The organism is Streptomyces sp. NPDC107538, assembly GCF_055657445.1.
The window spans coordinates 39,847-53,007 of the sequence record NZ_JBVKAY010000015.1 but is presented as its reverse complement, the minus strand read 5'-3'; the positions used below and the strand labels follow the sequence as shown (position 1 = coordinate 53,007).

The following is a 13,161-nucleotide window of genomic DNA, read 5'->3' as shown; positions in this document are numbered from 1 at the left end:
CGGCCGACCCGGCTCCCCCTCGGTCCCGGACGAACTCACCGCGCCCGCCCTCAGTCCCTCACGAACCCCAACCGCGCCCGCAGCCCCGCCCGTTCGTCCGCCGCGACGGAGGCCGCGCCCTCCGTGACCGTCTCGTAGACGCCGAGGATGTCGGCGCCGACGGTCGACCAGTCGAAGCGCCGGACATGCGCGCTGCCGCGTTCGCGCAGCTCGGCGCGGCGGGCCGGGTCGCCGAGCAGCCGTACGGCGGCCGTGGCGAGGGCGTCCGCGTCCTCGTTGGCGAACAACTCGCCCGCGCCGCCCTGGTCCAGGACCTGGGCGAAGGCGTCGAGGTCGGAGGCGAGGACGGGCGCCCCGGCGGACATCGCCTCGACGAGGATGATGCCGAAGCTCTCGCCGCCGGTGTTGGGGGCGACGTAGACGTCGACGCTGCGCAGGAAGCGGGCCTTGTCCTCGTCGCTGACCATGCCGAGGAACTCGACGCGGGAGCGCAGTTCCTTGGGCAGGGTCTCGACCGCCTCCTTCTCGTCCCCGCGCCCGGCGACCAGCAGCCGAGCCTTGGGGCGCTCGGCGAAGATCCTCGGGAGGGCCTTCATCAGCACCGGCAGCCCCTTGCGGGGTTCGTCGATGCGGCCGACGAAGCCGAGGGTGTCGCCCTGCCAGTCGGGGTGGGGCTTGGCGCGGGCGAAGAAGTCGACGTCGACGCCGTTCGGGATGACGACCGCGTCGCCGCCGAGGTGTTCGACGAGGGTGCGGCGGGCGTACTCGCTCACCGCGATCCGCGCGCTGATCTTCTCCAGGGCGGGCTGGAGGATCGGGTAGGCCGCGATCATCGCCCGGGAGCGCGGGTTGGAGGTGTGGAAGGTGGCGACGATGGGTCCCTGCGCGGCCCAGCAGGCCAGCAGGCCGAGCGACGGGGAGGCCGGCTCATGGATGTGGATCACGTCGAACGTGCCGTCGTGCAGCCAGCGCCGCACCCGGGCCGCCGAGAGGAAACCGAAGTTGAGCCGGGCGACCGAGCCGTTGTACGGCACCGGGACCGCTCGGCCCGCGGAGACGACGTACGGCGGCAGCGGGGTGTCGTCGTCGGCGGGGGCGAGCACCGACACCTCGTGGCCGAGGCGGATGAGGTGGTCGGCCAGGTCGCGGATGTGGAACTGGACTCCCCCGGGCACGTCCCAGGAGTACGGGCAGACGATCCCGATCTTCACGGGCGTCCCTTCTCGGATCCGGGGGCCTCGGAACCGGTCTCGGAACCGGCCTCGGGAGCGGCTTCGGACCCGGTCCCGGGACTCTTCGCGGGGTCGAGGTCCGCGAGCCACAAGCGCTGGAGCATGTGCCAGTCCTCCGGGTGGTCGGCGATGCCGGTGGCGAAGGCGTCTGCCAGCGCCTGTGTCATGACAGACGTCTTCTCGGCGCGGGTACCTGCCTCGGGTACCTCGACCGGGGCGTGCACGCGTCCCCGCATGACGGGCGAGTCGTCGTACCAGAGCGTCACCGGCAGCAGCAGCGCGCCGGTCTGCTGGGCGAGGAGGGCCGGTCCGGCGGGCATCCGGGTCGGCTCGCCGAAGAAGTCGACCTCGACACCGGACGCGGAGAGATCGCGGTCGGCGACCAGGCAGACCAGGCCGCCGTCGCGCAGCCGCCGGGCGAGGGTGCCGAAGGCGGAGCCGCCGCTGTGCGGGAGGACCTCCATGCCGAGGCCCTCGCGGTAGGCGACGAAGCGGTCGTAGAGCGTCTCGGGCTTCAGGCGTTCGGCGACCGTCGTGAACGGCGTCTTCAGCTCGGTGGTGACCCAGGCGCCGGCGAGGTCCCAGTTGGCCAGGTGCGGCAGCGCGAGTACGACGCCCCGGCCGGCGGCGAGGCCGTCGGTGAGGTGGTGCAGGTCCTTGGGGTCGAAGCCGGTCCTGACGCGCTCCTCGCTCCAGGCGGGGAGGCGGAACGACTCCATCCAGTAGCGCAGATAGGAGCGCATGCCCGCGCGGGACAGCTCGGCCAGGCGCTCGGGGCTCGCGCCGGGCACCACGCGCGCGTAGTTGGATTCCAGGCGGCGTACGAGGGGGCCGCGCCGCTTCCAGGTGGCGTCGGCGATCGTCCGGCCGAGGCGTACGGCGACGGGCTCCGGGAGCTTCTTGACCGTGCCCCAGCCGAGGCCGTACAGCCCGTCGGTGAGCCGCTCCCGCAGAGCGCTCACGGGGTGGCCTCGCTGTTGCGGGTGGTGTCCGGGGCCTCCTGGGCGGCTGCCGCGGCGGCCTCCGCCTCGGCCTCTGCGGACTCGCGGCGGACGGTGACGACCCGCTGGATCAGCGTGACGAAGCTGCCGACGGCGACGATCCACAGGGCGATGGGCAGCAGGACGTCGATACCGGGCACACCGAACGCGTGCAGACCCGAGAGCCCGGCCGCGACCAGCGAGATCACCAGGCGCTCGGCACGCTCCACCAGGCCGTTCACCGCCACCGGCAGTCCGATCGACTCGCCGCGCGCCTTGGTGTACGACACCACCTGGCCGCTCGCCAGACAGAAGATCGAGACGGCGCACAGCACGTTGTCGTCGCCGTTGCCCGCGTACCAGAGGGCGAAGCCGCCGAAGATCGCGCCGTCGGCGACCCGGTCGAGCGTGGAGTCGAGGAAGGCGCCCCAGCGGCTGGAGCGGCCCATCTGCCGGGCCATGTTGCCGTCGACGAGGTCCGAGAACACGAAGAGCGTGATGACGATCGTGCCCCAGAAGAACTCGCCCCGGGGGTAGAAGACCAGCGCGCCCGCGATCACTCCGGCGGTGCCGAGGAGCGTGACCGTGTCGGGGCTGACGCCCCTGCGGATCAGAAACGCGGCGAACGGTGTGAGGACACGCGTGAAGAATGCACGCGCGTACTTGTTCAGCATGGCCTTCCCGAGGGTCGGTGTCGCCGCGTGGCCCCTGTTGGCCATCCGGCTGGCCCATCGTAGCCACGCGCGCGCGTGTGCGACCGTCGGGCACCAGCCCGCCGTGTCCTGTCCGGATCGCGCCGGTGGCGGGGTGCGTCGCGACGCGGGTGCCCCGGGGCTCACAGGTACCGCGCGGAGCGATCGCGTCCCTCGTATGGACGAGCGGTGACGCGAGTGCAAAGCTCGAAGACACCGCGGGCGTCATCGGGGCCGCCATCGCACGCGGATCCGCATGTCCGCGCCCGCGCCCACAGTGACCTCACCGTGCACGGGAGGCAGGACCATGGGCGACAAGGCGAACACCCACCCCGGAGCCGCCGGCAGGGCTACGGCGGCCGACCACCCCGCGTCCGTACGGAATGTGGTGCTGGTCGGCCACTCCGGTTCGGGCAAGACGACTCTGGTGGAGGCTCTCGCGCTGACGGCGGGAGCGGTGAACCGGGCGGGCCGTGTGGAGGACGGCGGCACCGTCTCCGACTACGACGAGATCGAACACCGGCAGCAACGCTCGGTGCAGCTCTCCCTCGTCCCCGTCGAATGGGGCGGGTACAAGATCAATTTGTTGGACACCCCCGGATACGCCGACTTCGTCGGGGAACTCAGGGCCGGTCTGCGAGCGGCGGACGCGGCCCTTTTCGTGGTCTCGGCCTCCGACGGCGTGGACGGCTCGACCCGCATGGTGTGGGAGGAGTGCGCGGCGGTCGGGATGCCCCGGGCGATCGTGGTGACGCACCTGGAGGCCGCGCGGGCGGACTTCGAGGAGATGACCAGGAGCTGCGCGGAGACGTTCGGCGGGGACGACCCCGACGCCGTACTGCCGCTCTATCTGCCGCTGCGCGGCCCGCAGGGGCCGGACGGGCACGCGCCCGTGACCGGACTGACCGGGCTGCTGTCGCAGAAGCTGTTCGACTACTCCTCCGGCGAGCGCAAGGAGTCCGAGCCGGGCCCCGAGCAGCTGCCCGCCATCGAGGAGGCCCGTAACCGGCTCATCGAGGGGATCATCGCCGAGAGCGAGGACGAGACCCTCATGGACCGCTATCTCGGCGGCGAGGAGATCGACATCAACACGCTCGTCGACGACCTGGAACGGGCCGTCGCGCGCGGGGTCTTCCACCCCGTGCTGGCCGCGGCGCCCGCGGCCGACGGCGCGAAGCAGGGCCTCGGCACGGTCGAGCTGCTCGAACTGGTCACCGGCGGCTTCCCCACCCCGCTGGAGCGCGAGACGCCCGTCGTCACCACCCCGGAAGGCCGCCCCCGCGAGATCAAGGCGACCTGCGACCCGGACGGACCGCTGGTCGCCGAGGTCGTGAAGACGGCCAGCGACCCCTATGTGGGCCGTATCTCGCTGGTGCGGGTCTTCTCCGGGACCCTGCACCCCGACGAGACGGTGCATGTCTCCGGGCACGGGCTCGCCGACCGGGGGCACGAGGACCACGACGTCGACGAACGGATCGGCGCCCTGTCCACACCGTTCGGCAAGCAGCAGCGGACCCTCACGCACTGCATCGCGGGCGACCTCGCGTGCGTGGCGAAACTGAGTCGCGCGGAGACCGGGGACACGCTCTCGGCCAAGGACGACCCGCTGCTCATGGAGCCGTGGGAGATGCCCGACCCGCTGCTGCCGCTGGCCATCCAGGCGCACAGCAAGGCCGACGAGGACAAGCTCTCCCAGGGCCTCGCGCGACTGGTCGCCGAGGACCCGACGATGCGGCTCGAACAGAACCAGGACACGCACCAGGTGGTCCTGTGGTGCCTGGGTGAGGCACACGCCGACGTGGCCCTGGAACGGCTGCGCAGCCGCTACGGCGTCCAGGTCGACGTCGTGGCGCACCGGGTCTCCCTGCGGGAGACGTTCGCCGACCGGTCGGCCGGGCGCGGGCGGCATGTGAAGCAGTCCGGCGGGCACGGACAGTACGCGATCTGCGAGATCGAGGTGGAGCCGCTGCCCGGCGGCTCGGGCATCGAGTTCGTCGACAAGGTCGTCGGCGGCGCGGTGCCCCGGCAGTTCATCCCGTCCGTCGAGAAGGGGGTGCGGGCGCAGGCCGCCAAGGGCGTCGCGGCCGGCTATCCGCTCATCGACGTACGGATCACTCTGCGGGACGGCAAGGCGCACTCGGTGGACTCCTCGGACGCCGCGTTCCAGACGGCGGGCGCGCTCGCGCTGCGCGAGGCCGCGGTGGACGCGAAGATCCATCTCCTGGAGCCGGTGGCCGAGGTGTCCGTGCTGGTCGGGGACTCGTACGTGGGCCCGGTGATGAGCGATCTGTCCGGGCGGCGCGGCCGGGTCGTCGGCACCGAGCAGGCGGGCGGGGGACGCACGCTCGTCCGGGCCGAGGTGCCGGAGATCGAGATCGACCGGTACGCCGTCGACCTGCGCTCCCTGTCCCACGGCACCGCGCGCTTCGGCCGGCGCTACACACGGCACGAGCCGATGCCCTCCCATGTGGCGGAGAAGGTCCGCGAGCGGACGAAGGAGCACTGAGCCCGAGCGCCGGGGGCGGGCGGTTCCGGCCGTCCGCCCCGGATACGGGGGAGGTGCGGGGGCGCGCGAGGGGCCCAAGTCCGGTGCACGGGCGGTGGGTTCCGTGAATGTCCGTTCTTCGCGCCGCGCGATGTCCGTGGCTGCGGATACGCTGATCACCTGATCGACAAGTATGGCTCGATCAGGACCGGATCGGGTTATGACCTGATCAACAGGTGTGCGGAGCACGGAAGTCGGGAAGAGCCGCAGGAGCGAGTGTGCGGCGATGGGGGCGGCGGCGGTGGCGGACGAATTCGATTTCACTCCCGGGGCACAGGTGCCGCTGACGGGCACCGCGGGCCAGACCGCGGCGACGTACGCCCTGGCGTCCGCGGCCTACCGGGACAACGAGATCGCGGAGATCCTCAAGGCCAACAACGACTGGCACAAGTCCTCGGTCAAACCGGGCCGCAAGTGGGCCACCATCTTCCGGCCGAATCTCGGGGAGGCGTTCTCCAACGCGGTCCGGGACCGCATGGTCGGCGCGGGCCGCAAACCGCTCATCCAGTCCTTCGGCATGGAGCCCCAGGTCGTCGTCGAGCACTGCCTCGCGGCGAACAACATCCGCCGGGACCGCGACAACCGGCTGTCGGCGGTGATGGTCCTGTGCGGTCTGCTCTTCCTGCCCGGACTGCTGCTGTGGCTGCTGGTCTTCCAGATCCGTACGACGATCGCCAAGCGTGACGACAAACGGGCCGGTGCCCTCGGCACCACCCTGCTGGTCGCCGTGGGCGCGCTCGCCGTGATCTTCCTGTTGAAGATGCCGTTCGACGGCTTCTGGGCCTGGTACGCGCGTGCGTGCGTCGTGCTGCCCGTGGTCGGCTGGTTCTGGGCCAAGCAGATCTGCGAGCGCGCCGCCAAGGACCTGCGGGACCGCTGGTCGGGGCTGCTGGCCGGCGGCGGCATCGGCGCCAAGATCCCCGAGGCCGTGCCCGGCAGCCCCGGCGAGACCAAGGCCGAGCAGCTGCGCAAGGAACTGGCCCGGCTCAGCGCCGAGCAGCGCTCCAACCTCGTCTTCTACGCCGGCCCCAAGGGCATCCTCGGCATGGGCACCCGCTGGGGTGCCTGGCAGCTCGCCGAGGACCTCCTGCCGGCCGACTCCGGCAAGGAGATCCACCCGTTCCGCAGCTGGGACGTCATACGCGCCATCCACGACCAGCTGCGCATGCTGGAGCGCACTCCCCTCAACACCGGTGGTTTCACGGCGCCTTCGATCAAGCACTGGATCGTCAGCCCCATCGGCGAGGGCGCCGGCGCGGTCGCCCGGCCCGACAGCACCGACGTGGACGCGTACCAGTACAAGAACCACGCCATACAGGAGATCTGCAACAAGCAGCATTTCGGCAGCGGCAACCGGCACTACCTGGGCGTGCAGTGGACGCTCTGGGACGGCCAGTTGATCATCACCATGCTGGTCACGGTCACCGTGCTGCACCAGACGCTCCGCATCGAGGTGACCGGGCACGCCCTGGGCCCGGTGCACGGCCTGTTCACCACCGGACCGGCGGCCAAGGAGAAGGAAGTCCAGAAGTCGCTGCGGTTCTGGGAGACCCGCAAGATCAAGCTCCCCCTCGTCGACACCGACGAGGTCGTACGGCTCACCGCGCGCGCCCCGCTGACCTGGTACCCGCCGCTGCTCAACTGGCTCGGCGGCTCCATCGGCCTGCCCGAGCCGTTCGGACTGCGGCACGCCTGGGCCGACCAGCCGTGGCGGCACCGCTTCATGGCCGACGACGCGCTGCGCGCCGCCACGCCCGTGCTCCGCGTGGTGCACAACGCCGCGATCAAGGTGCTCAAGGAGAACGGCGTCGACACCGAGAAGTTCGGGACCCGGGCCGGGTTCCTCAGCGGGGCGGTACAGGACGCTTCGCCGCGGAAGGCTGACCTCTACGACGCGTGAGCGCTGCGCCGGCCTTGGCCGGGGGGTGCGTGGGGGTGGGGCGCCGATTTCGGGTGCGGGCCCGGTGGGGCTTCTCGCGCAGTTCCCCGCGCCCCTGAAAAGCCGGGGCTGCGCCCCTTTGCTTTTCAGGCCCCGCCCCCGGTCGCCTTTCAGGCCGCGGAGGGCTGGTCTTTCAGGCCCGCAGGGGCCTGGTCTTTTAGGGGCGCGGGGAACTGCGCGAGAAGCCCCACGCACCCCGCAGACGAACAACTACCTGACCCGGCAGTCACACGGTGGGCCACGCCTCCGCGAGCATCTTCCTCGTGTCGGCCAGGAGCTGCGGGAGGATGCGGGTGTGGCCGACGACCGGCATGAAGTTGGTGTCGCCGCCCCAGCGGGGCACGATGTGCTGGTGGAGGTGGGCCGCGATACCGGCCCCCGCGACCGTGCCCTGGTTCATGCCGATATTGAAACCGTGCGCACCGGACGCGGTGCGCAGCGCGGTCATGGACTGCTTGGTCAGCTCGGCCAGCTCGGCGGTCTCCGCCCCGGTGAGGTCCGTGTAGTCGGCGACGTGCCGGTAGGGCACGACCATGAGGTGGCCGCCGTTGTACGGGTAGAGGTTGAGCACCGCGTACACATGCTCCCCGCGCCTGATGACCAGGCCGTCCTCGTCCGATTTCGCCGGGATCGAGCAGAACGGACAGCCGTCGTCGGCCCCGGGGCCGGTCGGCTTGTTCTCACCCTGGATGTACGCCATCCGGTGGGGCGTCCACAGGCGCTGGAACGCGTCCTGCGTTCCCACTCCGATCTGCTGCTCCGGCTCACTCGTCATGCAGTGCAGCATATGGCTTCGCCCGTTCGCGGCGTGTCGCCGGGTGCCGGGGCGGGACGGGCGGGGCCAAGCTGAGGCGATGGACCACGACAGCCGCGCGCTCCGCTGGGAGCAGCGCAACGGACGCGTCCTCGCCGGGGCGTCGGCCCTCTTCCTCACCTCGTACGCGGTACGGGTGCTGGCCCACGACCTCTCCCGGGGCTGGCTCGATCTCTGTCTCGCGGTGACCCTGCTGTGCTGGGCGGTCTTCGCCGTCGACTACGCGGCGCGCTGGCGGCTGAGCGGGCTGGGCCCGAGCTTCGTCCGCGTCCACTGGCTGGACACCCTGGTGCTTCTCCTGCCGCTGCTGCGACCGCTGCGGATCGTCCAGATGCACGACGCCGTGCAACGTCACCACGACCGGCCCCGGCTCTCCCTGCACGCGCGCGTGGCCGTCTACGCGGGCCTGTCGGTGACCCTGCTCGGCTTCACCGGCGCCCTCGCGGTCTACCAGCAGGAACACGACGCACCGGACGCGACGATCCTGACCTTCGGCGACTCCGTGTGGTGGACCTGCGCCACGCTCGCGACGGTCGGCTACGGGGACGTCACTCCCGTGACCCCGATGGGCCGCTCCATCGCCGTGTTCCTGATGGCCTGCGGCCTCGCCCTGCTCGGCACGGTCACGGGGTCGTTCGGCACGTGGCTGCTCCATGTCTTCGCGCGGGAGGACGAAGAGAGGCCCCCGGGGAACTGAACCCCGGGGGCCTCCCACACCGTGCTTCTCAGATCTGGACGCGGTCCTCCACGACCTTCGCGATCTTGGCGATGGCCTCCTCGACGGGGATGCCGTTCTCCTGGGAGCCGTCGCGGTAGCGGAAGGAGACGGCACCGGCCGCCATGTCCTCGTCGCCCGCGATGACCATGAAGGGCACCTTGGCCTTCTGGGCGTTGCGGATCTTCTTCTGCATACGGTCGGAGGAGGCGTCGACGTCGACGCGCAGGCCCTTCTTCTTCGCCTCGGCCGCGAACTTCTGCAGATACTCCACGTGCGCGTCGCCGATCGGGATGCCGACCGCCTGGACGGGCGCCAGCCACGCCGGGAACGCCCCCGCGTAGTGCTCCAGGAGCACCGCGAAGAACCGCTCGATCGAGCCGAACAGCGCGCGGTGGATCATGACCGGACGCTGCTTGGAGCCGTCCGGACCGGTGTACTCCAGGTCGAAGCGCTCGGGCAGGTTGAAGTCGAGCTGGACCGTGGACATCTGCCAGGTGCGACCGATCGCATCGCGCGCCTGAACAGAGATCTTCGGGCCGTAGAACGCGGCGCCGCCCGGGTCCGGGACCAGCGGGAGGCCCTGCTTCTCGGCGACCTGTCGGAGCGTCTCGGTGGCCTCCTCCCACGCCTCGTCCGAGCCGACGAACTTCTCCGGGTCCTTGGTGGACAGCTCCAGATAGAAGTCCGTGAGCCCGTAGTCGCGCAGCAGGTTCAGGACGAACGTGAGCGTCTTGTCCAGCTCGTCCGCCATCTGCTCGCGGGTGCAGTAGATGTGCGCGTCGTCCTGGGTGAAGCCCCGGGCACGGGTGAGGCCGTGCACGACGCCGGACTTCTCGTACCGGTACACAGTGCCGAACTCAAACAAACGCAAGGGCAGTTCACGGTACGAGCGACCGCGCGCGTCGAAGATCAGGTTGTGCATCGGGCAGTTCATGGGCTTGAGGTAGTAGTCCACGCCCTCGTCGAGCTGCATGGGCGGGTACATGCCGTCGGCGTACCAGTCCAGGTGGCCCGAGACCTCGAAGAGCTTCCCCTTCGTGGCGTGCGGGGTGTAGACGAACTCGTAGCCCTCCTCCTCGTGCCGGCGGCGCGAGTAGTCCTCCATGACCCGGCGGATGATGCCGCCCTTGGGGTGGAAGACGGCGAGGCCGGAGCCGATCTCGTCGGGGATGGAGAACAGGTCGAGTTCGTTGCCCAGCTTGCGGTGGTCGCGCTTCTCGGCCTCGGCGAGGAAGTCGAGGTGCGCCTTCAGCTCCTCCTTGGAGGGCCAGGCGGTGCCGTAGATGCGCTGGAGCATCGGGTTCTTCTCGCTGCCGCGCCAGTACGCGGCGGCGTTGCGCATCAGCTTGAACGCCGGGATGTTGCGGGTGGTCGGCAGGTGGGGACCGCGGCAGAGGTCCTTCCAGCACAGGTCACCGGTCTTGGCGTCCAGGTTGTCGTAGATCGTCAGCTCGCCGGCGCCGACCTCGACGTCCGCGCCGTCGTCGGAGGAGGCCGAGCCCTTGAGGCCGATCAGCTCCAGCTTGTACGGCTCGTTCGCCAGTTCCTCGCGGGCGGCCTCGTCGGTGACGACGCGGCGCGAGAAGCGCTGGCCGCGCTTCTGGATCTCCTGCATCTTCTTCTCGACGGCCTTGAGGTCCTCGGGCGTGAACGGCTTCTCGACGTCGAAGTCGTAGTAGAAGCCGTCGCGGACCGGCGGCCCGATCCCCAGCTTCGCCTCGGGGAACAGCTCCTGCACGGCCTGGGCCATGACGTGCGCGGTGGAGTGGCGGAGGATGTTGAGGCCGTCCTCGGAGGAGATCTCCACGGCCTCGACGGTCTCGCCGTCCTTCACCTCGTACGCGAGGTCCTTCAGCTCACCGGCCACGCGGGCCGCGACGACGGTCCGTTCACCGGCGAAGAGGTCGGCGGCCGTAGTGCCCGTCGTCACCACGCGCTCGTCCCGCTCGGAATCGCGTTGGATGATCACACGGACGTCGGACACCGGTCTCTCCTGACTGAAGGGGACCACATACGAAATTTTTCGTATGTGGTCCCCGAATCGTACCGAGCCAAGGGCGCCCTCTGCGAAACGGTTAAGGACAGCGGCCGTCAGTCCCCTCCGCAGGCCTCCTCGAAGAACGCCGTGATCTCCGCGGTCTCCTGGAGCGACTTCATCAGCCGGTCCCGCTCGGCCTCGTCGACCTGCACGGGCGCGACCCCGTCGGCGCCGGTGAGCCTGCGGAAACCGCCCCGGCTCTCCAGCCTCCCGTGCACCCGGACCGGCAGACCGACGAGATGGGCCTGCCCCGCGATCCGGTACGCCTCCTCGTCCAGGGTCATCCGGACGTGCGGGACCTCGACGCCGGCGATGACCCGCAGCCGTACCGTGCCCTCGCCGCGCGCCCCCGACCGGCGCATCCGCACCACGGCCCCGGTGATCCGCACCGGCATGGCGGGTTCCTCGCGCAGATAGCGGGCCCCGGCCTCGCGCAGCACAGGCAGGTCGCCCGGGGAGAACTCGACGGGCTCGGCCGGTGGCGCCCCGCCTTCGGGGATCCCGGCGGCGGGTGCCCAGTCGACGGCGACGCGGGCGCCCTCGGTGCCGCGGACCAGGGCGACGAGGGCCTCGGTCAGTTCATGGCTGACCCCGGCCTCGACGGCGCCGTCGAAGGCGTCCATGCCGCCGGTGGCGCGCTGGTAGTCGATGGCCTCGCGGGTGGCGTACAGGGCCTGGTGCAGGCGTAAGGCGAGGGGGCGGCCGGTGGCCACGGGGACGAAGGCGGTGAGGCTGCGGCCGCCGGGGGCGGCGCCGACGAGGACGCCGTCGAGGGAGGCCGCGGCGGGCCGGCGGTGCCGGGCGCCGTAGTAGCCGGCGCGGGCGCGGGTGGCCAGCGCCGCCGCGAGGAGCATCTGGCGGGCGGCGGAGCGCAGTTGGTCCTCGACGACCCAGGAGGCGGTGCCCAGCGGGCCGGTCGGCACGTCCCGCCACCAGTGGATCTCGTCGCTGGGCACGGCGAGGGCGACCAGTACGTCCCGTGCGGCGGGCGAACCGCTGCGGGACAGCGCGGTGAGGGCTTCGCCGAGCAGGTCGTCGCTGTCGGGGAAGGCCCGGTTCTCGGGCACGAGCAGGCTCATGCCCCGCCCGGCCGGTCCCGGTGGGGTCCAGCGGCCGTACCGTCCGGCGGCTCCGCCGCGCCGCTGCCAGCCGTGCCGGCGCAGCAGGGCGCCGAGGACGGCCGGGTCGACCTGGGCGGGGTCGGGCGGCTGGGTCCAGGTGGGCTCGACGGGGTGGGCCCGCACGGGACGTACGGGTTCGCCGATGGGACGGCGTACGGACGGGTCCTCCTCGTGGGGACGGCTCGTCCGCGCGCCCTCGCCGCGGGGACGGCCCGTCGGCGCGTCCTCGGCGCGGGGGCGGCGGCCGGGCGGGTCGGCGCGGTGCGGGCGCCGGCCGGAGGCGTCGTCGTAGGGGCGTCGGCCGGGTCCCTCGCCGTGGGGGCGCGGGCCGGTGCCGTCGTCGTCGATGGGGCCGTGGGTCACGGTCTGCCTCCCGTTCCGACCCGCGTCATGATCTCGCAGAGCGCTCGGTCGTCGAAGATGCGCGAGGTCGGTATGCGCACGGTGGTGCGGCGCCTACCGGTGATCGGGTGTCCGGCGAGGTTGATCCAGTAGCAGCAGTGCCGCAGGTCGAGCCGGTCGTGGCCGGCGCGCAGCCACTGCTCCTGCGATCTGGGGACGATCATCACGACCAGGATCTTGTGCACCGAGACGGGGGTGCGGGCGAGCTTCGCGAGGTGCTGGTTGTCCAGGGTGAAGGAGAAGGACCGGCCCGGTGGGCTGGGCGGGAGCTGGTAGGTGGCCTTGAGCTGCACCTTGATGGTGACTTCGTCGTCGACGGTGTGGCCGGGCGAGCCGTGGCTGACGTGCCAGTCGATGCCGTTGTCCGGAAAGGGCTGGGAGAGCGAGCAGCCGGCCGCGGCTGCCACGGCGTGCAGATAGCCCACCTGCAGGGTCTCCATGCAGGCGGTGGTGGCGAGGGAGCCGCGGAGCGGTGCCGCGTGCTCGGGCAGCAGCCCGCCCCGCTCGGGCTGCGCTATGGCCATGACCAACAGCCTTCCCCTACTGGTGTTTCCCCGTGCCGGGCCTCTGAACTGCACGGACCCGTACTTCTGTTGTCTCCTTCCGGCGTACGGCGCAAACAGCCCGGGTATCACCAAACAGGCAGAAGACGGGACGTCAGCTGCCGTGGGTGAACGAGG

10 protein-coding genes are annotated in these 13,161 nt (G+C 71.2%); 3 read left to right on the top strand and 7 right to left on the bottom strand.

Translation table 11 applies throughout. The annotated features are described in order from the left end of the window. Window positions 1–50: 50 nt before the first annotated feature. The 3 genes from ACZ7MG_RS35825 to pgsA are packed head-to-tail and all read right to left on the bottom strand — an operon-like array spanning window position 51 to window position 2,931. Window positions 51–1,211, bottom strand: a complete 1,161-nt coding sequence (locus tag ACZ7MG_RS35825) for a glycosyltransferase family 4 protein (protein WP_471389770.1) — start codon at window positions 1,209–1,211, stop codon at window positions 51–53. Beyond that, window positions 1,208–2,194, bottom strand: a complete 987-nt coding sequence (locus tag ACZ7MG_RS35820; RefSeq protein WP_471389767.1) for a phosphatidylinositol mannoside acyltransferase — start codon at window positions 2,192–2,194, stop codon at window positions 1,208–1,210. Before ACZ7MG_RS35820 ends, ACZ7MG_RS35825 begins: the two co-directional genes overlap by 4 nt. Beyond that, the gene (gene pgsA / locus ACZ7MG_RS35815) at window positions 2,191–2,931 is read right to left on the bottom strand and encodes a phosphatidylinositol phosphate synthase (protein ID WP_471389764.1); all 741 of its coding nucleotides are present in this window, start codon (window positions 2,929–2,931) and stop codon (window positions 2,191–2,193) included. The genes ACZ7MG_RS35820 and pgsA overlap by 4 nt, the downstream gene beginning before the upstream one ends. Window positions 2,932–3,211: 280 nt before the next feature. Here pgsA and ACZ7MG_RS35810 point away from each other — a divergent pair, with 280 nt between their 5' ends. Next, a complete protein-coding gene (locus tag ACZ7MG_RS35810; RefSeq protein WP_471389761.1) occupies window positions 3,212–5,410 on the top strand; it encodes an elongation factor G-like protein EF-G2 in 2,199 nt (732 codons plus the stop codon). A gap of 265 nt (window positions 5,411–5,675) precedes the next feature. Beyond that, window positions 5,676–7,349: a hypothetical protein gene (locus ACZ7MG_RS35805; protein WP_471389758.1), complete on the top strand. Its 1,674-nt coding sequence runs from the start codon at window positions 5,676–5,678 to the stop codon at window positions 7,347–7,349. Between the two features lie 265 nt (window positions 7,350–7,614). Here ACZ7MG_RS35805 and ACZ7MG_RS35800 read toward each other — a convergent pair whose 3' ends face one another. Further along, on the bottom strand, window positions 7,615–8,175 hold the full coding sequence (locus ACZ7MG_RS35800) for an HIT family protein (protein WP_471389755.1): 561 nt from the start codon (window positions 8,173–8,175) through the stop codon (window positions 7,615–7,617). A 67-nt stretch (window positions 8,176–8,242) separates the two neighbouring features. Here ACZ7MG_RS35800 and ACZ7MG_RS35795 point away from each other — a divergent pair, with 67 nt between their 5' ends. Beyond that, window positions 8,243–8,899, top strand: a complete 657-nt coding sequence (locus tag ACZ7MG_RS35795; RefSeq protein WP_471389752.1) for a potassium channel family protein — start codon at window positions 8,243–8,245, stop codon at window positions 8,897–8,899. A gap of 28 nt (window positions 8,900–8,927) precedes the next feature. Here ACZ7MG_RS35795 and thrS read toward each other — a convergent pair whose 3' ends face one another. The 3 genes from thrS to ACZ7MG_RS35780 all read right to left on the bottom strand — a co-directional run bounded on the left by thrS (window position 8,928) and on the right by ACZ7MG_RS35780 (window position 13,005). Next, window positions 8,928–10,904: a threonine--tRNA ligase gene (thrS, locus tag ACZ7MG_RS35790; RefSeq protein ID WP_471389749.1), complete on the bottom strand. Its 1,977-nt coding sequence runs from the start codon at window positions 10,902–10,904 to the stop codon at window positions 8,928–8,930. 107 nt (window positions 10,905–11,011) lie between these two features. After that, complete coding sequence (locus tag ACZ7MG_RS35785) at window positions 11,012–12,442, bottom strand: hypothetical protein (RefSeq protein ID WP_471389746.1); 1,431 nt, start codon at window positions 12,440–12,442, stop codon at window positions 11,012–11,014. Then, entirely contained in the window at window positions 12,439–13,005 is a 567-nt protein-coding gene (locus tag ACZ7MG_RS35780; RefSeq protein WP_471389743.1) for a DUF4365 domain-containing protein, read from the bottom strand. Before ACZ7MG_RS35780 ends, ACZ7MG_RS35785 begins: the two co-directional genes overlap by 4 nt. Between the last annotated feature and the right edge of the window lie 156 nt (window positions 13,006–13,161).